This is a genomic window from Rothia nasisuis (genome assembly GCF_928381405.1).
In the GTDB taxonomy this organism is placed as follows: domain Bacteria; phylum Actinomycetota; class Actinomycetes; order Actinomycetales; family Micrococcaceae; genus Rothia; species Rothia nasisuis.
In genome coordinates this window covers 57819-78803 of record NZ_CAKMSB010000004.1, presented here as the reverse complement: position 1 = coordinate 78803, position 20985 = coordinate 57819, and the positions used below count along the sequence as shown (strand labels likewise).

The window sequence follows — 20985 nt, the reverse complement described above, 5'->3', positions numbered from 1 at the left end:
TTTTAGGCCGCCGCCTGGCTGGTGGCGGGAAATACCCCCGCCTGAGCGGGGAAGAGACGACCCAACCACCTGGTGCGCGGAGCTCTCAGGAAATACCCCCGCCTGAGCGGGGAAGAGACATTTTGGTTTTTCCTTTGTTCGTTGTTCCCTGAAATACCCCCGCCTGAGCGGGGAAGAGGAGAGGTTGTACCCGCCGGTGATGCGGTTGTAGGAAATACCCCCGCCTGAGCGGGGAAGAGTCAATGCCGACACCGTGTATCTCCACCGGTTCGGAAATACCCCCGCCTGAGCGGGGAAGAGTAGACCCGCCAGTAGGGAAATACACGCTGGCCGGAAATACCCCCGCCTGAGCGGGGAAGAGGGTACGGTGTTCGCGGCGCGGGCCGCCTGTAGGGAAATACCCCCGCCTGAGCGGGGAAGAGACATTCAGTAAGCCATGTTTCACGGTGACCTGGGAAATACCCCCGCCTGAGCGGGGAAGAGCACGGATATCAGTAGCTTCATTTGAAATGATGGGAAATACCCCCGCCTGAGCGGGGAAGAGGATGTAGGACTTGCCGTTCTGGCGGGCTACCAGGAAATACCCCCGCCTGAGCGGGGAAGAGGCATCTTCTCACCGATGCCGATGGGGATATCGGGAAATACCCCCGCCTGAGCGGGGAAGAGCTGGTGAACGCCAAGAAAGAAGAGCAAAAAACGGAAATACCCCCGCCTGAGCGGGGAAGAGTGCGGTGGCGTACTCCGCCGCTGTGATTGCCTGGAAATACCCCCGCCTGAGCGGGGAAGAGAAGAACCTATCCTTGCTTCATCTGAGCAGATTGGAAATACCCCCGCCTGAGCGGGGAAGAGTCTTCGCGCCATTCCCATTCCCGGATATCCCGGGAAATACCCCCGCCTGAGCGGGGAAGAGAGCCCGGCCTGACCCCTCCCGATTACGAAGAGGGAAATACCCCCGCCTGAGCGGGGAAGAGCCATGGAAATGGCAGAGGATTATGATTTCATCGGAAATACCCCCGCCTGAGCGGGGAAGAGACTATCTGACTTGCGATTCTATCAGCTAGAACCTGAATTTTCGCTGTTCCGAGGCACCGGCAAGTAAGTCAGTGCAAGTCCATCCAGTTCAATGACAGGGCGACTCTGAACTCCGACTGACTGAATAGTGAATCCCTGTTCTGCTTGCCGGTCGCTGGTAATCATCGTGAAGGATCCTTCTTTCGCTGCAAGTACACATCGGGCCCACAGATTTTCTTGTACGCGTTTTGATACATTACCAACATACAGTCCGGTCGCCGCCTCTGATAAAAATCTACTGAGGTATCCACGCAGATGTCCAGGTATAGCTGTTGCAGACAGAACCACAAACATATTTACTGCTCACCGCCGTATTGGGTATGCCCCTCAACTTCTTCTCCCCGGTCGGAAATAAGCCGATCATCATCCCTATGAGGTAAGTGCGGTGTAAGTACTTCCATTAACGTTTGGAGCATACCCTTGAGGACCTGCTGGTTGACAAGTTCTTTTCGGACTCCTGTCCTAACATCTTCAGCGAGATTAGTGCTGTTATGGCATGCAAAAGCAACAGGAATTGATAGCGAAGGTTTATAAAGATCAGCAAGATCAAAAAGAAGAGACCGGGCGTCTCCTCGGTGAATGATTCCAAGGGCTGGGTTTACTCCGATAGCTGCGCAGGCTGCTGCTGCGCACCCGTACAAGATAGAGTTAGCGATGTTAAGCGCCATGTTCACATTATCCTCGGCATCGACTTGCCTGCGGAAGCGTGTAATTTTGTATTTCTTGGCTGTGTCACGGTAGAGGTTTCTGATAGTTCTCCCCTCTAGTCCGCGCATTGTGGCAATAGTTCCCCCGGGCATATGTTCAATACCAAGTTGCTTTTTATATAGGACGAGAGCCGCTGTGCGTTGATTCTTTTCTTGTGAAACGAGACGCGCTTGGGCAATTGCCCAACGAGCAGATGAGGTCAGCGGAGTTGCATGAGAGTAGGCTGGGACCCCACCGCCACCCGTGAACATGACTGTTGTTCCGGCACGGGTGCAAGAAGTAATAGCTGGTTGGGTGATACTCGTGCCAGGACCAAGCATAAGCACTGAGAGACCGCTGACAGGCAATTGAACTCTTTTGCCTGCAATGGCTCCTTTTTCAGTATCCCCGCCGTATGCGATTACTCCTGTTTTATCTTGTCTGACGACGCAATATTCAAGGTAGAGGAAGGACACGCGGTCTTCTAATCTGACTTGATGGTCAGTGGGGATAGTTGAGAAGGCGAGAGCTTCTTCTGAGTAACTCATTGTTCACCGGATCCTGTAAAGCCAAGGACAGGGTCGTAAACACTATTGTGGGGTATTTGCATGTAGTAGTAACGATTGAGAAGAGTCTTAGAGCTATCTAGCGAGGGTAGGGAATTGAGGTACTCTCGATTATCTTTCGATACAACAATGGGTAAGGACGCCCGTAGTGCCTTTTGGATTTCTGTTTGGTCATGCGCGGTGAGAGCGCACAGATCTTCTAAAGTTCCTTCCCAAGCACCGGGTATTTGCTCAGGACTTCCACCTACAATAACTTGACGAATTTCGCTATTGATAAGGCGGGTAAAGGCGCCATCATCTGAGTCGTTAAAATTTTTATCCGTCATGTCGCTAAACTCTTTGATGGTACTTAGAGGGTGCAGGGCATTGGCTAGTTTCTCAGATTTATCTTTACCTTTACGAAGGGCAGCAGAGTTTTCAGCGAACTGATCTAGGTCTTCTGAAGTGAGAATAGAGTCAAGGGTTACAGCGGCAGCATCTACGAAGTCTTGGTTCATAGTTGGACATTCGAAGGTAGGGTTATCCTGTAGAAAACCCCAGGTACGTTGGAGCTCAGCTGGGTAGTACGGCTTAAGCATCCATGTTTCAGGCGTACTGGGTTTGACAACTTGAATCGGTAAATTCGTAATTCCAGGGATTCGATTCTTTCTGTCGATATCTTCTCGTCTCCATACGCGTCCTGCTCGTTGAATCAAGGATGGTGCGGGGCAGAGATCCGTAGAGAGCAAATCAAGGTCGATATCGAGAGAGGCCTCAATCGTTTGGGTACCAACAACAGTTAGTGCCGTTCCTTGACCATTAGAGCCGATTGTTTGTTCAAGTAGTTCAGCATTACGTTTGCGGTGTTCAGCAGTCATGCGAGAGTGTAACAAAATAACCGTTTCACCCAGGTCTGATAGCTTCTGCGCAATGGCTTGAGCCCTTTTGACCGTATTACAGATAATGCCCAGTCTTGCTGAGGGAAATTCGTGTCGGTGCTCGATAGCCCATTGAATATGAGTTGACTCCAAATCAGGGTAGTCAGGCTCTGCGAAAGTAAAGTCAATAGTGTAAGTGGGAACGCTAAGTACGGTTTGGCTAGGCATGAAGTTTTCGACGTCAGCTGACTCGGCTGAAGGGAAAATCCCTTCCTGCTCTGGTTTGTGGCCCGTATACGCTGTAAGGAAGCGCTCGCGTTGCCACTGAGGAAAAGTCGCGGATAGAAAGGTTACCCGAGTGCGAGTGAGACCTAGCCAGGTTAATAGGGGTACTAGTAGTTCACTTTGGTAATGGTCGAGAGTGTGAATCTCATCGATGACTACATGGGCGTTCGCGAGTGCTAGTAATCGTAGGTGAGTCCATTTCATGGGGATAGAGGCCATGAGTGGCTGATCGATGGTGCCAACGCAAACGGGCGCAAGTAAGCGAGAAGCGCCTGATTTGACGAACTCGGTGGGGTAGAGGCCACCACTATCTTGACCATTACAGGTATCTGAGAAAACGGTGACGGGCCTGATATAGAAGTCTTCGATGGAAGATAGCCCATGCGCTAGAGAGGCAACGTTAGGGGTAGTGGAATATGCCTTTTGGATGCGTCGCATGAGAGCGTTAGTTGTGGCTTGGGTGGGAAGAAGGAAAACGAGCCGTTCATCTTTGAGGGAGTGCCGGAGCAGGGCTGCTTCAGTTTTTCCATTGCCAGTTGGTGCCATTGCATTCCAAATGCCTTCGCCTGCCGTGAGCGCTTCTTGTTGCAAAGGTCTAGGCGCGTAGTTACCTAGGATAGAGGATTGAGCTGTTTCTGCATTTTCCCAACCGTGGTAAAGGCCTACAGTATCTTTGACGCGTTCTAGGGCACGGTCAGTGCAAGTCTCGATCCAAGCTACAGGTTCTTCAAGGGAAAGTTTCCCTTCTGCTATAAGTTCTTGGTTTTGTGCTACCCAGTCCGTTCCTGAGGCAATACGGTCAGCGAGAATAACGAGTCCTGAAAGTAGGACGGTGACGGTCGGTGATACTTCTTCAGGAAAATCATCAGGTGAGATTCCAAGGGCTTCAGAGAGAACTTCGAGTAGGTCAGTTTGAGCGTCAGTCCATCCTAGCTTTAGAGTCGCTAGAGCTTGCTGAAACACGAGGTCGGATGCCTTGCTATTCCCTTGTTCTGGGAAAGTAAAAGTGCCGTGGTGGCCTAAAACTGGAAGGGCGGACCAAAAATGAGAAGTGTATTCGTTTCGATCCGTCAACTCCTCATGAGTGAGGAAGAAAGCCCCAACTTGCTCATGTCGTGCAAGAAATCTATACCCGCTCCGATTGATATCGGCCAGCGTTCTCTCGTCAAGGAAGATACAGTCAGGCTCGTGAACAGATATTGACTCGCGTATCCGATCCCATTCAGGGCCTTTACGGCGAGGCTGGGCCTGAAATATGGGAGATGCTTTACCTATGTCGTGGGATCCAGCTATCCACTGGATAATTTTTGTGCTTGCGTCCCCCAGCTCTTCAGCAATAAGGGTTTGCAGGCCTGGCCTGAGCCAGTAGTCGTGAAGAACCCTTGCTACCGTTGCAGTATCAAGAAGGTGGGCTAAGAGGGGATAGGTTTGGTTGAGACCGTTTTGCTTTGACCATAGGTAAGGGTGACTCTTCACGACTACTCCTTGGCGTGTTTAATCTGCTAATGGGCGGATGGAGAGCAGGCCACAACCGTATGATTTTGCCCGGCCAACCCCGTTCAGAAGAAGCTCTTCGAGATGGGCTGGATTTGTGACGCGAGCGAATCCATCAATAGTATCGACCTGCACTGCGAAAGGACTGCCTTGAGCGCGTCCTGCACGGTTAGCTCCTAAAACTTGACGTTGGTGATTCATGATAGTGACCTCGCTGAGGGCGGGGGAGAGTTTGCTAGCCAGCCAATCGCTCATGCGGGGCAGTCGTTCATCTGCTTCAGTATCTCCATCGAAAGGAATCTGTGTAATGCCCTGGCCTCTCTTGAGGTTACTTCCTTCTTCTCTCCCTTTCCTCTTAACAGCGTTAACAGATAACCGGAAGGAAACGTGCGTTCCGCTTGGGGGTGACTGGAGCAAGACTTGCTTTGTCTCTACGGGGTGACCTTCTGCTGGTGCAACTTCAGACTGGATTAGAAAATAGGGGGCACTACCTGCAACAGCATCGAGTCGGAAGAGGATGCCTGATTTCGCACGTGGTGTGTCACCTGCTAACTCAGGGAAAAGATGCATTGTGGCACGGTGGCGGAAGATAGGGGAGTTGACATCCCAACCTTGCTGCGGTTTTCCAGGGTGGGCCACCATGAGGGCTTCATGGACAGGATATTTGGTGAGGAATACGGCGTGCGGCACTGCTTACTGCTTTCTCTAGGCTGTACCAGCAGGCTGCTGGTAGAGTTGCTCTTGCCTCGGGTTCCTGCTGCATTTTTCGGTTAGTGGCGGGGTAGTTCAATACAGTTGTAGTGTCCGAGACCTTCCCCGCAACCGCGGGGGAATCTGTTCCCAGTGTACTTTCCTGGCAACAGAAGTGCAATAATTTTCAGGACATACAATTGTAATGTTCCGATTGATGATTTACGCTGGAGATGTAGAAACCGAAGGAGGTAGTCATTGCTATCCAATGCTCTGACTGACATTCCCTGGATTCGCCTTGAAGGTGATGAGGGAGTGTCTAATATCACTATACGGGATGCTCTCCTGTCTTCCCATCAAGAAGGGACAGCACTCGATAAAAAGATTCCTGGGTACCTTTTAGGGGCTCAGACGCGAATTCTTCGAGACGTGCTCGCTGTAGTTCTGCGCTATGAAGAAGGATACGAACCCCGGAGAGAAAGGACGCTAGTAAAAAGGATTTTTGAGCAGGGGCTGAGTGAATCAGCTGTGGACCGGGGAATAAAGCAGTTGGAGGCTGGTGCAGATGTGTTCTCATCTTCCTTTCCTTTTCTGCAATGCCCGGTTCTAGAACCTGAATCGTCTAGAGATACTTCTCGAATCATAGAGCCAGGGAATAAACCTGTTAAGAAGCTTCATCCCAATGTCATACCAGGCGCTGCGGAGGACTTCTGGAACTTATCGTCTAAGCAAAAAAGTAGCTTTGGCATAGTGGAAGCGGTGCAGAGCTTGGCAGTGCATTATCACTATTCCATGGCGGGAAATAATGTGTACGCAGGCAGAAAATGTTCCAATGGCACTCCTGGGGCTAGGGCCGTTGAATCAGGCCAAACCGCCACAGAGATCTTCTGGGAAGAGAAGAGCCTGCTGGCAACTCTTTTACAATCTTTGCCTAAAACCTGGGTTCAGGGGCATGCCTTACCAGCCTGGTGCGACCGGACGGGGGCTACAGCTCTGCTGGATGATGGAACGGAACATCCCCTGTGGGCAGGTACTTGGAGCTCCAATACGGCGGCCTGTTTATGGGATGATGATCGTCTTGTCGGCGTGCGTATCGGTGGTATACCTGACGAATGGTACTTACCTACTATGGGACAGGATAAGGATGCACGCAAGAATTGGTGGGACCAGCGCGATATCAATGATCCCTTTTATCTATATATGAAGAACCAAATGGGTGAATATAAAGATCAACGGCTTGATTTAGGTAGGGATGCTACAGATTTAGCTGTTGAGTGGGCTGCAGAAGAAAAAGGATTGGCAGCCCAAGACCGGAGAGATGATTGTTTCTATTCCTCGCGCGAGTCTAGACTATCGTTTATTCGGCATCAGATACAAGGTTCATCGACAACCTCTATTATTCGAGCGTCTCAGGTGTACATACCTAATCCGGAGCTCTGGTCCTTTGGTCAGCCCCAGGGGGTTCAGCTGCTGATTCAAAGGCAGGCACATGTATTGCAAAAGATACACTCCATTGTTTGCTCACCCTTTAGGAGATGGAGTTCGGAGGAACGGAAAAAGGATCTTAAAAATCGCCGTCCAGATATTTTGGATAATCTTGCAAACTTACGGGTAGATGTATCTACTAACTATTGGCGGTTCATCACTCCTGTTTATAAAAACTTTCTCCAACATGATAGTGAGGTCGGTGGGAGCCTGCCGGATTCTCTCCTTCGAGAGGCTATTGACGCCGCTATAGAAGCCTACGATGTTACCGTCCTTCCCTATCGAAATCAGGATGCCGCCCGTATCGAGTATGTGCGGGGTCATCTTAGTCGTCGTATTAGAAAAGCCATGAACATAATCAACGAAACCCCTAATCAGGAGGAAGCCGATGGCGAATAGTCAGCCAGCTGTTTGGTGCCACCTCATCAAAAGGATTGACTGGATGATAGGGCAAGAAGGTGGCCATACTAAAGAAATTTCTGCCTTGCGTCGCGGAAATAGCCCTATCACTGAACACTATGCCTACCCCCATGTATTGCCTTATACGGCAGATTTTAAGTCACAAGAGCAACAGACGGCTCTCTTGAGAGTTGCTGCGATGCTTGCGGAGTACAAGAATATTCCAACATTCGATAGAGACAACGGGGCGGGGTATCGCTCATTCGGTTCCTGGTGTTACCAGCTATCTATGCATCTAGGTGTTAGAAAATATCTCAACCCTAACGATCCTGATGTTGTGGGGCAGCGTCTTGCTTATCTTCATACCCAACCGCTTGAAGAGGCTGTCTTGAACATTAGGCGATTACTGGCTCTTGCTAATGGGTTACAAAACCCACCGGCCCTCGATAAATACAACCTAGCAAAAACCATCATTTACTGGGGTAATGGACTATCTCCGGCCTCGCAAGAAAATCGCCGCCAGGTGCTTCGAGACTACTACTCTTCATTCAGCTACACCCATTCACAGGCCGAGGAAAACTCGCCGACCGACGACCAGTAAGGATACCTGACCATGTCAAACCATCTCACTATTAGCATCCTGACCTCCGTACCGTACTCTAACCTCAACCGGGATGATAACGGAACGCCCAAGCGTGTGACCGTTGGTGGTGCTCTGCGCGCCCTTCATTCATCTCAATCCGTTAAACGTGGTATCCGCGTTGCCTATGAAAATGCCTCTCTCGATCGCTCAGTTCGATCTGGTGATTTAGTCAGTGAAGTGGTTGCCAAAGCCCTGGAGATTGACCCCAATGCGGACGAAAATACCCTCACTAAAGCGATTAGACCCCTTATTAGCAATCTCACAAAGGGGAGTGATAAGGAAATTAGTGATAAAGGAGGTCCAGCCCGTTCTTCCTGGTTGAGTGAAGAAGAAATCACTACTGCGGCAACAACCGTTCTGAGTAAGACCAATTCCGACTTTATTGAGGACGGCAAGACCGGATCCCTTGCAATAGCAGCTTTTGGTCGTATGTTTGCTAAGGCTCCCAAGAAGAACACTGAGGCAGCTTTAAGCGTCTCACCTGGCGTGACAACCCACGCCGCTACTATTGAAACTGATTATTTCTCAACTGTAGATGATGTGAAGGAGCGTAAGGGCGAAACCGGTGCAACTTTCCTTGGCGTTGCCCAGTACACCAATGGAATCTTCTATCGCACCATCAGCATCGATAAGGCCCAGCTCAAAGAATCCTGGACTGGGTTTGGCCAGGAACGTTCTGAAGGCAACCTCCGCGATCTCATTACCGCAATTATCTACGGTCTGCCCCGCGGCAAGGAAAACAGCACTGCTCCCTATATTCAGCCTGCCCTCGTTCTTGCAGAGGAGCAGCAGTACCGCACTGCCTATGACTTTGAAACTCCCGTGCTCAATGGTAAGGATGGCGGCTACTTGGCCCCCACTGTTGAGCACCTTGCCAAACAGTACCGTCAGGCCCGCACCTTTGATTCCGATAATTTCGGCCCTGTTGAAGCGCTGACCGGAACTTACGAGGGGCTCGACGGCCAGTTCGGTGCCCTCAAAGCCACCTCCCTTAAGGAGTTCATCGATACTGTAGTCGAATGGATCCAGCAATGAGTGACTCCATCTATATCCGGCTTGCTGGGCCCCTGCAGTCTTGGGCAGGAGCCGCGGTAACAGGTAACATCGTCCGCACTGAAGAGGTCCCGTCCCCGCGCAGTCTACGAGGTCTTCTTGCGGGAGCTATGGGGTACAAGCGTGATGAAGTCCCTGAATGGCTTGAGAACATTCAGTTCACAGTGAGGCAAGATCGCCTTTCTACTATCGTGGACGATTTTCATACCATCAACCCGCGTACGGGTGAGGAAAAATTTCGTCGCCGCATATTGCAGATGCAAGGGGCAAGTGCCACCAGTGTGAAAAAGCCGGTATTTACCCCTGGTGATAACGGGGTTACATCTATCGTGAATCGAACCTACCTAGCCGATACCGAGTTCATCGTTAGAATCACTGCTGAAGGGCGCACTGAAGAAATCGATCAGGCTCTGCGGAGCCCGCGCTTTTCTACCTATCTGGGCCGTAAAGCCTTCCCGGCTGTTTTTCCCTTCTATCTGGGCGTGGGTAACTCAGAATTGCTCTATCAGCTTCCTGCAATTGCTTCAAAGAGAGGCCAAGAAAAAGCAAGAGTAACTATCCACGAGTTTGTGCAGAATCAGTTGATGGCTCCTTACACAACAGAGGTCTCGACAGTCGCTCACCGTGAAGCCTGGCTCCAGGACGTCGGTTCCCAGCTAAAACGTCGCAAAACTGTGCTGGCGTAGCTCTTTCCTGGCCGGAGCATGTCTGGATCCTGCCCTGGTATGAATGAAAACTCCACCTGCATGCTCCACTGGTTTGCCGGTGGAGTTTTCATTTTCGGGTTTACCGATAGCTCCCTCAGAGCGTGACACCCCTCAAAAATATTTCACAAGTAAAGTATTCCCGTCCGTCTCAGATAGACTAAACCTATGAAACTCATTGAGCCTCGCCCCGTGCCCCTGGGTGGGTTACGCGCCATGACCGTCCGCCGTCTACTGCCCTCCCGCGACCGCCGCATGGTCGGCGCCTGGTGCTTCATCGACCACTACGGCCCCGACGACGTCGCCCTCACCGGCGGTATGCGCGTCGCCCCGCACCCCCACACCGGCCTGCAAACCGCCAGCTGGATCTTCACCGGCACCATCGAACACCGAGACTCCCTCGGCACCGTCGCCGACGTCCGCCCCGGCGAACTCAACCTCATGACCGCCGGCTACGGCATCAACCACTCCGAATACTCCACCCCGGCCACCAGCGTCCTGCACGGCATCCAGCTCTGGATCGCCCTGCCCCACACAGACATGAACACCACCCCCGCCTTCGAAAACTTCATGCCCAAAGCCCTCACCTTCGGCAGGCAAGGGAATGAGCAGGGGAGCGGGCAGGACGCGTCCGCCCCGGCTACAGTGCAGGCCCGCGTCTTCCTGGGGGAGCTGGGCGTCACCGTCGATGGGGAAACCAAGGCAGGTTCGTCCCCCGTCACCACCTTCTCACCCCTGCTGGGCGCAGAAATCCTAGTGGGCGCTCCCGGCTCAGACCCTCGGGCAGACAAGAACCCGGCAGACGACGCCCCGCGCCGCACCCTCACCCTGGCCCTCAACCCCGAGTTCGAGCACGGGTTTGTGGTCGATACCGGAGCCCTCCTTATTAAGGGCCAGCGCGTGGCCGCCGATGAAATGCTCTACATCGAACCCGGCACAGAAGAACTCACCATCGAGACCATCGGTGCTACCCGCCTGATCCTGCTGGGTGGAGCCCCCTTCGGCGAAAAAATCACCATGTGGTGGAACTTCATCGGCCGCTCTCACGAAGACGTTGTAGAGGCTCGCGCCGCCTGGAACGCCCAGGCCGAGGCCTTTGAGGCCGTCACCGCGCCCGCAGGTGCCAGCGGCACCGGCATTGTGACCGGCGGGGCGCTGGCACAGGGTGAACCTGAGAGCGGGGCAGGTAGCAGACCCGAGGGCGAGCAGCGGGATGCCGCCCCCGCCCCACCCCGCTTTGGTGGGGTGGTGCTTTTGCCCGGTGAGTATGAGGAGCCCCCGCGCACCTCGGTCATCCCCGCGCCCGATCTGCCCAACGCGCGCCTAAAGCAGCGCGGCGACTAGCAGCAGTCTGCCCTTTTGGCGCAGCCCCGCCCTTCTGCGGCGAACACCCATCACCAGGTCGGTGGCTTTAGCGCAGAAGGGCGGGGCAGTGCGGGCAGCACCCACCTAAACTGTTGCCTGCATCACTCAAATCTCAATCAAATCGTGACCTTCGCGAGGGTGTGTGATAAATATTTCGCCCCTCACTCGCTGGTGAATCACCGGTTAAAATATGGTTTTGACCAGTAATAACAGTACTTTCACAGGGTTCTCAGGGGGTACCTTGAGGTGCGGCACAGTTCGTAAAAACCAACTTTTTGTGATGATTCGGTATACATCGTTACCAAATCGTTATAGGCTATTCAAAGTCCAATCAGCTTCTCCAGCGAAGCCTGGGAGCCCACACCCCACGTACACGGCCCCCAGCAGTAGCAGCAACCCGGCTGCGAAATCTCACGAAGAGACGAAAGGTACAACATTGCGTCGTTCACTCTCAGTAGGTGCGGTAGGTGTCATTCTCTCCGGCGCTGCACTCGCAGCAGCCAACGCAACAGTAAATGAAGCCCCGCAGACCACCGTAGACAACGGTGCAGCCGTTTCAGAGCCCGTGCTCCAGTCCTTTGCTCTTGCCGGTGAAGGCAAGGTCGGCATCTGGGGCGTTCCCGCCTACGTGGTGGCTCCTGAAAAGCCTGTTGAAGAAACCCCCGTCATCGAAGAAGCCCCCATCGTCGAAGAAACCCCGGTTGAAGAAGTAGCCGTTGAGGCCCCGGTCGAAGAAGTGGTCGTCGAAGCCCCGGTCGAAGAGACCTTCGCTGCGGCCCCCGTAGAAGAGGCCCCCCTCGTAGCTCCCGCTTCTGAAACCGAAGTCACCGTACAGTCAGAGGCAGTTCAGATTGTTGAAGTGGCCGCCACCGAGCCCGTAGCTCCGGAGCCCACCCTGTCAGCCGTTGGCAACCAGGCTAAGCGCGACGCCGTGGTAGCTGCCGCTCAAGCCGCTGCCTCCATCAACGCCCAGACCGACTGCACCATGCTGGCAACCAACTCTCTGAGCGCCGTAGGCATCAACTTCCACGGCTGGCCCATGGACTACATGTCACTGGGTACCGTCACCTCCAACCCCCAGCCCGGCGACCTGGTTCTCTACCAGTCCAACGGCTTCGGTCAGCAGCACATCGCTGTTTACATCGGTAACGGCCAGGCCGTACACGGCGGCTGGAACGGCATGGGCACCAGCGTGTTCTCGGTCAACCTGCCCACCGCGTCAGCACCGATCTTCGTATCACCCGCTGGCTACAACAGCTAAAGCCGCCTTGAGCGTCATCGCGTGAAACAAGCCCCGCAACCTGGCCACCAGGTGCGGGGCTTGCTCGTACCCGGTACAAGGACGCCCGTGAGCGGCGACGAGCGTGCCCCTGGCCGCAAGACCTGGTCTGCCCCAGGTGCCGTCATAAAGGCGTAACATTAATTCTCTGCTGCGTGCGCCACCGGTATAGGCTGTATCGATACGTCTCCGCGCAGTCGAAAGGAAAACACCATGGTAGGCTTTACCACCCGCGCCATTCACGCCGTGCACTCTAATGAAGAGCAGGCCGTCGTGCCTCCGATTTACACCGCCTCCACCTTCGGCCAGCCCACCGACGGCACCGAAGGCCCCTTCGAATACCAGCGCGGCGGCAACCCCACCCGCTCCAAGGCAGAAACCACCCTCGCCGCCATCGAGGGCGCCGAGCACGCCTTCCTCTACGGCTCCGGCATGGCAGCCACCGCCGCTGCCATGGGAATCCTGGAACACGGCCAGACCCTACTCATGGGCATGCCCGTCTACGGCGGCAACTACCGCTTCGCCACCATCGAACTGCCCAAGCGCGGAGTCGCACACGAACTGGTCTACGACCTCACCACCCTCTCCGACGCCCACTTCGAGGGTAAAAACGTGGGCATGGTCTTCATTGAGACCCCCTCCAACCCCACCCTGCGCGTCACCGACATCAAGAAGGTCGCCGAGCTGGCCCACCGCCACGGGGCCCTGCTGGTCGTCGATAACACCGTCATGACCCCCTACCTGCAAAAGCCCCTAGAACTGGGCGCAGACATTGTGGTTCAGTCAGCCACCAAGTACCTGGCCGGTCACGGCGACCTGCTCGCGGGCGTCGCCACCACCAACAGCGCAGATCTGGCCGACAAGCTCTTCAAGGCCCAGCTAATCTCCGGCGGCGTGCTCTCACCCATCGACTCCTACCGCCTGCTACAGAACGTCAAGACCCTGGCCCTGCGCATGGAACGCCAGCAGGCCAACGCCCAAGCCATCATCGAGGCTGTCGCCGCCCACCCCGCCGTTGAGACCGTCTACTTCCCCGGCTCCTACAGCGCCCAAGAAGCAAAGATTCAGGCCGAACAGGCCACCGGCAAGGGTGCCCTCTTCTCCTTCACCGTCAAAGAAGGCTACGACATCAAGGCCTTCCTTGACTCCCTCAAGGTCTTCACCTTCGCCGTCTCCCTGGGCGGCATTGAGTCCCTGGTCTGCCTGCCCACCACCATGACCCAGGGTGCCTACTCCCCAGAAGACCGTGACGACGCTGGCCTCACCACCCGCCTGGTACGCGTCGCCGTCGGTATCGAAGAGGCAGAAGACCTGCGCGCAGACATCATCGGCGCCCTCGACGCCGCCTCAAACTAACAACACCCTCCCTGCCGAAAGGAACACCCATGCAGAACATCACCCGCCGTACCGCCCTCTCAGCCGCTGGCGTCTCAGCCCTCGCCCTGGTACTGGCCGCCTGCGGCTCATCTGACACCGGCAGCTCAAATTCAGCAGCCGATAAGCTGCAGGCCATTAAGGACGCCGGTAAGATCCGCATCGGCTTCGAAGGCACCTTCGCCCCCTGGAACTACCACAACGAAGCCGGCGAACTCGTTGGCATGGAAAAGGAAATCGGAGACCTGATCGCTGCCGACCTGGGTGTGACCGCCGAATACACCGAAACCCCCTGGGACTCCCTGATCGCCGGTGTAGACGCAGACCGCTACGACATCGTCATCAACAACGTCTCACCCACCGAAGAGCGTAAGCAGAAGTACGACTTCTCCAACCCCTACGTCGCCTCAGAGGGTAAGGTCGCCGTCTTGCAGGACTCTGAGCTGCAAACCATCGAAGACCTCAATGGCGGCGCCACCGCAGCCTCATCAGAGACCTCCAACTTCCGCACCCTGCTGGAAGAAGCTGGTGCCCAGATGACCATCGTCACCGGCTTCGACGAAGCCATTGAGCAGGTCCTCACCGGCCGCGTGGACGCCTGCGGTAACGACGCCGTCACCTTTGCCTACTACACCGAGCAGCACCCGGACGCCCCCATCCGCCTGCTCGACGGTGTGCTCGGTGACGCCTCGGAGTCAGCTATTCTGATGCCCAAGGGCGCCACCACCCTGCAGACCGCCATCAACGACTCCATTGCCAAGCACCTGGAGAACGGCGACTTCAAGGCCATCTACGAAAAGTACGTTGGCATCGACCTGAGCCCCCAGGCCTAGCCGGTACCAGCTAGCCGCCACCGACCCGGGCCCGCATAGCTGGGCCTCGGCCTAGCCTCGCTCCGCTCGGCTGATTCCGTTCGCTCATAAGTGCTCGCGAGTGCGCACCCGCTCACTTCATCCCTGAAAGCAACCCGTAAATTATCATGGACCGCTACCTAGAACTCTGGGGGCAATCATTGCCCTCACTGCTGCTGGCCACCGTGCAGGTGACCATCCCGCTGACCCTTATCGCCTTCGCCCTGGCGCTGGTGCTGGGGTTGCTGGCCACCGCCGCCCGCACCCTGAGTCGGTTCAACCCGCTCAACTGGCTGGCCACAGCCTTTGTGTGGTTCTTTCGCGGCACCCCGCTTCTGGTGCAGCTCTTCTTGGTCTTTTACGGGCTGCCCCGGGTGGGCGTCACCCTCGATACCTGGCCTGCCGCCATTATCGCGCTGAGCCTGAATACCGGCGCTTATGTGGCCGAGACCTTCCGCTCAGCCTACGCCTCGATACCGCGCGGCCAGTTTGAGGCCGCCCGCACCCTCAACTTCACTCGGGGGCAGACCCTGCGCCACGTCGTCATTCCGCAGGCCACCCGCATCGCCCTGCCCCCGCTGGGCAACGACCTGATTGACCTGGTCAAAGGCACCTCCCTGGTCTCGGTCATCTCTATGGTCGACCTCTTTCAGGCCGGCAAGCAGGTTGCCGCCCGCACCTTCGAGCCTCTGGCCATGTACCTGGAGGTCGCCCTGATCTATCTGGTTATCTTCACCCTTCTCTCCATTGCCCAGCGTGCGCTCGAAAACCGCACCAGCCGCTACCTCAGGAGCGCCCATGCTTAGCCTTCAGAATCTAACCAAAAGCTTCGGCGAGAACACCATTTTGCGCGATGTCTCCCTGGACCTCGACAACGGCGAGACCACCGTGATTCTGGGGCCCTCCGGCTCAGGCAAATCCACCCTGCTGCGCTGCCTCAACCTGCTCGAGACCCCCGAGTCCGGCGTCCTGACCATCGAGGGTGACTCGGTGGACTTCGCCGCCGGGCTCACCGACGAGCAGGTACGCACCATCCGCAAGCACTCGGCCATGGTCTTCCAGAACTTCAACCTCTTCCCCCACTACACCGCTGAGCAGAACGTGGCCCTGGCCCCGGTGCTGGGCGGCAAGATGGGTAAGGACGCCGCCGCCCAGCTCGCGCGCGAACTCCTAGAAAAGGTGGGGCTGGGGCATAAGGCGGATGCCTACCCCGATAACCTTTCGGGCGGCCAGCAGCAGCGCGTCGCCATTGCCCGCGCCCTGGCGGTCGCCCCCGACTACCTGCTCTTTGACGAGCCCACCTCCGCCCTCGATCCCGAGCTTGAAGCCGAGGTCATTCGCGTCCTCATCGACCTGGCCCGCGAAAAACGCTCCCTGGTGGTCGTTACCCACAACATGGCTTTCGCCCGCCGGGTTGCTGACCGCATCGTCTTCCTCGACGGCGGCAAGGTGCTCTACAACGGTGCCCCCGAAGCCTTCTTCGCCTCCGACAACGAACGCATCCAGCGCTTCTTGCAGATCTTCGAAATGACGGACTACCACCGGATCTAAGGCGCTCGGCGTTAGGGCTGGTCTGGCCTGGGCGCAACTGCACCTGCTTCACCCCGCCCTTTTTCTCTTCACCCCGAGATAATCACTAGGGTGAAGAGAGAAAGGGCGGGGTGATGTGTTAACACCAGAGGATCTCAGAGGGCTACCGGTAAATTGCTGAGCGGTGACCAACGTCGAGAGCGATAACCTGCATCTGCTGGTCTTCAAATTTTACGAGTACGCGAAAGTTTCCTATACGGTAACGCCACAAACCAACCTTGTCAGCTGTCAACGCTTTCCCCGGGCCCTCGGATTATCTAGCTGAACTACCTGGTCAAGGTAAGTCTTAATTCTACGAATGTCCGGCTGATCGAGCTTTCTCATCGATTATTCAAACTCTTTTGCCAGCACCAGTTGCCAGACCACAATCAGACCCCGAGCTCATCCCACAATTCCTGGGCAGGGCGGATCTCACGGCCGTCTGCCTCAAATCGTGCCAACGCCTGCTGTGCCCATACCTGTTCTTCCTGCTGTTCAAGATATTCAAGTACAGCAGAACGCACTAGCTCTTCAGTGCTTGTACCTAGAGTAGAAGAAAGATTCTGTAGTTGTGCTTCTTCAGTAGCTGTAAACTCAACATGCACGGTCATAGGTTTTCTCCTTACTATGCTTTCCAGTATGGCAAACGGCTGTACTTTCAACAATAGGATATTGTTCTGGACTTGCTTTCTGTGATGAAGAAGCTGGGAGTATTTTCAGGGATAAGTGCACGGTAAAGTTTTGCCCATGAACACCGCTTTTACTTTTTCAGTAGGTCTGGTACCTAGCAAGCAGGAACTGGTAGATCTCTACACCTCCGTTGGGTGGAACGCCTACACCAACCACCCAGAAGCCCTGGTGCCCATGTGCACCGGTAGCCTTTACCTGGCGGTGGCTCGCGAGGACGCCACCGGCCGACTCGCCGGGCTGGTGCGGGCCGTCGGCGATGGGGTCAGCATCAGCTATATTCAAGACCTACTCATCAACCCGGACTTTCAGAAGTCCGGCCTGGGCTCCCGCCTGCTCGACATGGCGTTGGACGCCGTGGGCGGCGTCCGCCAGGTCTACATCACCACCGACACCCACCCCAGCAACCAGCACGTCATCGACCTCTACCGGGGCAGAGGCTTTTCGCCCGTTGAGGGCTACGGCTGCGTGACCCTGGCGAAATTTACCTTTGACTAGCCCCGTCTACTATTCAGCGAATTTATTAGCGATAAATTCCTGCATATAGGGCAAGACAAAAGAAAGCTTGCCATGGCCTGTCGCTGCGATAACTTCTGCTTTCAAAAGCCGCTGGCGGTATACGCTGAGTTCTTGAACAGTTTTGCCGAGGCGCTCTGCAATATCAGCGATTTTGCTTTCCCCCTTGTCATGAGCCATCGCCCTCAAAAATTCCATATCACCGTGAGAAAGTGCTGATAGGGCGGGTTCATGCACAAGATATGTGAGTTTTGAACGGGAGACCTGAATTGCCTCTTGTGCCGTAGCCGTATCCACTTGAGAATCGTCAACAGACAGTCGCCAGGCATGGTAACCCAGTAACTGGATGAGATAGGGGTATCCCTGGGAGGCGCTAGCTACCTGTTCCACTGCCTCTGATGAGATAGTTTTACCGCTATTTGCGAATGCTTCTACAAATGCATCGTGCCTTGCTTGCGGTGATAGTAGACCTAGCGAATAGCGTTCTGCTCGCCGTAGAAAAGTGAGGACGTTGTCGTTCAGCAAATCGTGGATAGCGTGCGGTAGTCCTGCGGCAACAAACATGATGTTGCGCCCTTCGCGGAAGAGATGCTGGATTGCTGTTGCAATTTCTCTGAGGTCATCTATGTTTTCACGGTGGACTTCATCGAGGGTAATGAGCAGCCCTGAGCTGTTTTCTTCAAGGACATCAAGAATCTCGCTGAGGAGCAGACGAAGAGTAGGAACAACAGGGGGCTGCTCGCTGATACTCCGGGTGAGACTGCCGAGACCAGTGACGGAAACCGACGTGATATGACTTTTGGAAGATCGCTTGCCCCAGTCATCAAGAGCCAGCGGTAGGTAGGTCTCTTGGAGCCTCTGGGCTACACCGGGTGTTGCTGTTTCAGAGATTGTTGCCCAACCATGATCACGGGCGATGTTTTCGATTTCGTTGAGGAGTACTGTTTTCCCCATTCCGCGGGCACCGGTAAAAAGCATGGCACGGCCGGGGCTGCCAGGCCCTTCCTGGAGAGCTTCTGTGAAGCTACTGAGTTCTTTGGACCTGCCGAAGATGTTGGGTGGGGTAGCGCCAAATGATGGGGAGAAAGGGTTACGCATACCCCTCATTTTATACTTTTTTATACTTTTTATACTTTTTTATACTTTTCTCTGTCACCCTAAGGTGCGCGCTCAAAACAGCATGTCTGTGCTGGTAAGGAACACTGCGAGCTAGTGGGTCAGCACAGCCTTCAAAGCAGCTACGGTAAAGCCCAAATATTGCCGTAGGTGTAGGCAGAGATACGGTGGGCGGCATTGCTGGGGGAGAGCCCATCAATCATACGGGCTTGTTGAGTGTGGCGTGGCATGCCTTCAATTCTATTCGCACCATTCACCGCCGGGCACCAGGGGGTAGCGCTCGCGTAGCTGTGCCTGCTTGCTGACCGGGGGAATGTAGACCCAGGCGGTGATTTTCTCACCGGCGTCCTGTGAGAGAAGGTGGGTTTGGGGCATAAGGCGGAGGCTTACCCCGATAACCTCTCCGGTGGCCAGTAGCGCGTTTCCATTGCCCGCGCCCTGGCCGTAAGCCCGCGAAGCCTTCTTCGCCTCCGACAACGAACGTATCCAGCGCTTCTTGCAGATCTTTGAGATGACGGACTGCCGCATCTAAGGTGCTGCGGTAGGTCTGCCCATCCCGAAATTTTCTACCCCGCTCTTTCCTTCCCTTCACCCTAGAACTAATCTAGAAGATAACCATACTTAGCGAAGGAACGTCTCTGTGAAAATCCTGCTCACCGGTGCCACCGGTTACATTGGGCAGAACCTCATGAAGCGGCTTAAAGACCGCCACCACATTATCGCTGTCTCCCGCAGCACCGAGGGTAAAGAAGACGAGCCTAACGTCACCTGGAAGAGCGCCGATCTCTTTGACCCTCAGCAGGTCAGAGCTGTTATGGAAGGCGTAGATATCGCCATCTACCTTGTGCACTCCATGCAGCCGCAGGCCAAGCTGACCCAGGCGTCCTTCGAAGATATGGATGCACTACTGGCAGACAATTTTGCCCGCGCCGCCGCTGAGCACAAGATGGGGCGCATCATCTACCTCAGCGGTATCATCCCGCAGGGCGACAAGAAACTTTCCCGCCACCTGCGCAGCCGCCTTGAGTGCGAGAAGATTCTGGGCTCTTACCAGGTGCCCGTCACCACCCTACGAGCCGGGCTAATTGTGGGTCCAGAGGGCTCTTCTTTCCCCATCCTGCAGTCCCTGGTTGAACGTCTGCCGGGTCTACTAGTACCCAAGTGGGCGTACAACCGGACCAACCCTGTGGCACTCCACGATGTTATGGGTGCCCTGGAGAAAATCATCGAATCGGAAGAGTTCGGTCAGCAGGCCATAGACATCGGCGGCCCTGAAGAAATGAACTACAAGGACCTTTTTGCGCAAACCGCCGAAGTGCTGGGCAAAAAACTGCCCATGGTAGATTTGCCCATCATCCCCGTCTGGCTGTCTAAAGCTTGGGTTACCCTCATCTCGGGCAGACCCAAAGAGATGGTGAACCCCTTGTTAGAAAGCCTGGTGCATGACATGGTGGTCACCGATCAACACTACGTTGAGGGCATCTCAAATGCTCCAACCTGTTTCAAAGACAGTGTGAAAGCAGCTATTGAGGACCAGGAGCCGCAGAAATTTACCCTCTCTCATCTGCCCCTACCTTTTACCGGTGGCGGGTCAGGTTCGGGGCGTAACGATGTGAAGTCCATTCAGCGCGTTACTGTGCCTCATGGGTGGGGGCACAACGCACCGCAGACTACTACCTCACCTGGCTAGAGCGCAGCAGCTTCGGTCTCATCAACACCGATATCACAGAGCAGGACGCCCAGGTGAGGCTTCCTTTTATCAGCAAGCCCCTGCTAGTGCTTAAGAAGCCAGAAACGGCCGCCTATGAAGACTTCGCCACCTACCTGATTGCCGGGGGTCACCTGGCGCTGATACGCGAAGAAAGCAGGGCTCGACTATCCTTCCGCCAGGTGCTGGATACCAACCAGGTCATCATTGCTATCCATGAATTTGAACCTGCCCTGCCCTGGCGTGTGTACAGTCTGACCCAGGCGCGACTGCACCTGCTGGTCATGACCGCTTTTGGCTACGAAGTCAAAGCACTAGCAGCTGTGGAGCGCTGGCGTCAGGACGGCACAATTCCTGCCACCCTCAGCAAGGGACTAGAGCGCCTCATGGGCGCACCGAAACTGCAAGGTACCAGCTGACCCTTCAACCATCTTCTTCCCGATAAGGAGACCCCATGACATTCCTTCCAGCGCTCGCCGTCAGTAGTGCAGCAGTGACCGCTATAGCCGTTGTTGGTTCCCTGGTTACCACACCGGATGACCCCTGGTATAAGGCGCTTAAGAAACCTTCTTTTTAGCCGCCCGCT

21 protein-coding genes and 1 CRISPR repeat array (1 of these 22 cut by a window edge) are annotated in these 20985 nt (G+C 55.2%); of the genes, 14 read left to right on the top strand and 7 right to left on the bottom strand.

What is annotated here, in order from left to right; translation table 11 throughout:
* Window positions 1-1032: a CRISPR direct-repeat array (repeat unit 29 nt; unit sequence GGAAATACCCCCGCCTGAGCGGGGAAGAG); it reaches 2655 nt to the left of the window's first position.
* Between the two features lie 21 nt (window positions 1033-1053).
* Genes cas2e through cas6e form a run of 4 tightly spaced genes read right to left on the bottom strand, consistent with a single transcriptional unit; the run spans window position 1054 to window position 5650 of the window.
* Window positions 1054-1365 (bottom strand): type I-E CRISPR-associated endoribonuclease Cas2e, encoded by a 312-nt coding sequence (gene cas2e, locus L6966_RS12175; protein ID WP_419721882.1) that lies wholly within the window; start codon window positions 1363-1365, stop codon window positions 1054-1056.
* Window positions 1366-1367: 2 nt separating this feature from the next.
* On the bottom strand, window positions 1368-2306 hold the full coding sequence (gene cas1e / locus L6966_RS04835; RefSeq protein ID WP_237235509.1) for a type I-E CRISPR-associated endonuclease Cas1e: 939 nt from the start codon (window positions 2304-2306) through the stop codon (window positions 1368-1370).
* Window positions 2303-4942, bottom strand: coding sequence for a CRISPR-associated helicase Cas3' (gene cas3, locus L6966_RS04830; RefSeq protein ID WP_237224215.1), 2640 nt, complete (start codon window positions 4940-4942; stop codon window positions 2303-2305). Before cas3 ends, cas1e begins: the two co-directional genes overlap by 4 nt.
* Before the next feature lie 18 nt (window positions 4943-4960).
* Window positions 4961-5650, bottom strand: coding sequence for a type I-E CRISPR-associated protein Cas6/Cse3/CasE (cas6e, locus tag L6966_RS04825; RefSeq protein WP_237232978.1), 690 nt, complete (start codon window positions 5648-5650; stop codon window positions 4961-4963).
* Between the two features lie 258 nt (window positions 5651-5908).
* On the opposite strand from cas6e, the gene L6966_RS04820 reads away from it, so the two are divergent.
* From L6966_RS04820 to L6966_RS04775, 10 genes are all read left to right on the top strand, one after another.
* A complete protein-coding gene (locus L6966_RS04820; protein WP_272878788.1) occupies window positions 5909-7534 on the top strand; it encodes a type I-E CRISPR-associated protein Cse1/CasA in 1626 nt (541 codons plus the stop codon).
* Window positions 7524-8135 (top strand): type I-E CRISPR-associated protein Cse2/CasB, encoded by a 612-nt coding sequence (locus L6966_RS04815; RefSeq protein ID WP_237224217.1) that lies wholly within the window; start codon window positions 7524-7526, stop codon window positions 8133-8135. Before L6966_RS04820 ends, L6966_RS04815 begins: the two co-directional genes overlap by 11 nt.
* Before the next feature lie 12 nt (window positions 8136-8147).
* A complete protein-coding gene (cas7e, locus tag L6966_RS04810) occupies window positions 8148-9212 on the top strand; it encodes a type I-E CRISPR-associated protein Cas7/Cse4/CasC (RefSeq protein WP_237224218.1) in 1065 nt (354 codons plus the stop codon).
* Window positions 9197-9916 (top strand): type I-E CRISPR-associated protein Cas5/CasD, encoded by a 720-nt coding sequence (cas5e, locus tag L6966_RS04805; RefSeq protein ID WP_336603603.1) that lies wholly within the window; start codon window positions 9197-9199, stop codon window positions 9914-9916. Before cas7e ends, cas5e begins: the two co-directional genes overlap by 16 nt.
* A gap of 186 nt (window positions 9917-10102) precedes the next feature.
* Entirely contained in the window at window positions 10103-11278 is a 1176-nt protein-coding gene (locus L6966_RS04800) for a pirin family protein (protein WP_237232976.1), read from the top strand.
* A 457-nt stretch (window positions 11279-11735) separates the two neighbouring features.
* Window positions 11736-12560, top strand: a complete 825-nt coding sequence (locus tag L6966_RS04795; RefSeq protein ID WP_237224221.1) for an NlpC/P60 family protein — start codon at window positions 11736-11738, stop codon at window positions 12558-12560.
* Between the two features lie 231 nt (window positions 12561-12791).
* Window positions 12792-13934 carry a trans-sulfuration enzyme family protein gene (locus tag L6966_RS04790; RefSeq protein ID WP_237232975.1) on the top strand — a complete coding sequence of 381 codons (1143 nt, stop codon included), beginning with the start codon at window positions 12792-12794 and terminating at the stop codon, window positions 13932-13934.
* 29 nt (window positions 13935-13963) lie between these two features.
* Window positions 13964-14785 (top strand): transporter substrate-binding domain-containing protein, encoded by an 822-nt coding sequence (locus L6966_RS04785; RefSeq protein WP_083092646.1) that lies wholly within the window; start codon window positions 13964-13966, stop codon window positions 14783-14785.
* Window positions 14786-14931: 146 nt separating this feature from the next.
* The gene (locus L6966_RS04780) at window positions 14932-15609 is read left to right on the top strand and encodes an amino acid ABC transporter permease (protein WP_083092649.1); all 678 of its coding nucleotides are present in this window, start codon (window positions 14932-14934) and stop codon (window positions 15607-15609) included.
* Window positions 15602-16354 (top strand): amino acid ABC transporter ATP-binding protein, encoded by a 753-nt coding sequence (locus L6966_RS04775; protein ID WP_237232974.1) that lies wholly within the window; start codon window positions 15602-15604, stop codon window positions 16352-16354. The genes L6966_RS04780 and L6966_RS04775 overlap by 8 nt, the downstream gene beginning before the upstream one ends.
* Window positions 16355-16761: 407 nt before the next feature.
* Here L6966_RS04775 and L6966_RS04770 read toward each other — a convergent pair whose 3' ends face one another.
* Window positions 16762-16983: a DUF6290 family protein gene (locus tag L6966_RS04770; protein ID WP_237232973.1), complete on the bottom strand. Its 222-nt coding sequence runs from the start codon at window positions 16981-16983 to the stop codon at window positions 16762-16764.
* Window positions 16984-17119: 136 nt separating this feature from the next.
* Here L6966_RS04770 and L6966_RS04765 point away from each other — a divergent pair, with 136 nt between their 5' ends.
* Window positions 17120-17557, top strand: coding sequence for a GNAT family N-acetyltransferase (locus L6966_RS04765; protein ID WP_237232972.1), 438 nt, complete (start codon window positions 17120-17122; stop codon window positions 17555-17557).
* Between the two features lie 9 nt (window positions 17558-17566).
* Here the strand turns inward: L6966_RS04765 and L6966_RS04760 are convergent, their stop codons facing one another.
* Together L6966_RS04760 and L6966_RS12085 are read right to left on the bottom strand one after the other, a co-directional pair.
* Complete coding sequence (locus tag L6966_RS04760; RefSeq protein WP_180377886.1) at window positions 17567-18673, bottom strand: ATP-binding protein; 1107 nt, start codon at window positions 18671-18673, stop codon at window positions 17567-17569.
* A gap of 258 nt (window positions 18674-18931) precedes the next feature.
* Window positions 18932-19066: a hypothetical protein gene (locus tag L6966_RS12085; protein WP_272878787.1), complete on the bottom strand. Its 135-nt coding sequence runs from the start codon at window positions 19064-19066 to the stop codon at window positions 18932-18934.
* Between the two features lie 265 nt (window positions 19067-19331).
* Here L6966_RS12085 and L6966_RS04755 point away from each other — a divergent pair, with 265 nt between their 5' ends.
* The 3 genes from L6966_RS04755 to L6966_RS04745 are packed head-to-tail and all read left to right on the top strand — an operon-like array spanning window position 19332 to window position 20976.
* On the top strand, window positions 19332-20381 hold the full coding sequence (locus L6966_RS04755; RefSeq protein ID WP_219336369.1) for an NAD(P)H-binding protein: 1050 nt from the start codon (window positions 19332-19334) through the stop codon (window positions 20379-20381).
* Window positions 20339-20818 (top strand): hypothetical protein, encoded by a 480-nt coding sequence (locus L6966_RS04750; protein WP_143539198.1) that lies wholly within the window; start codon window positions 20339-20341, stop codon window positions 20816-20818. Before L6966_RS04755 ends, L6966_RS04750 begins: the two co-directional genes overlap by 43 nt.
* 35 nt (window positions 20819-20853) lie before the next feature.
* Complete coding sequence (locus tag L6966_RS04745) at window positions 20854-20976, top strand: TspO/MBR family protein (RefSeq protein WP_143539199.1); 123 nt, start codon at window positions 20854-20856, stop codon at window positions 20974-20976.
* Window positions 20977-20985 lie beyond the last annotated feature (9 nt).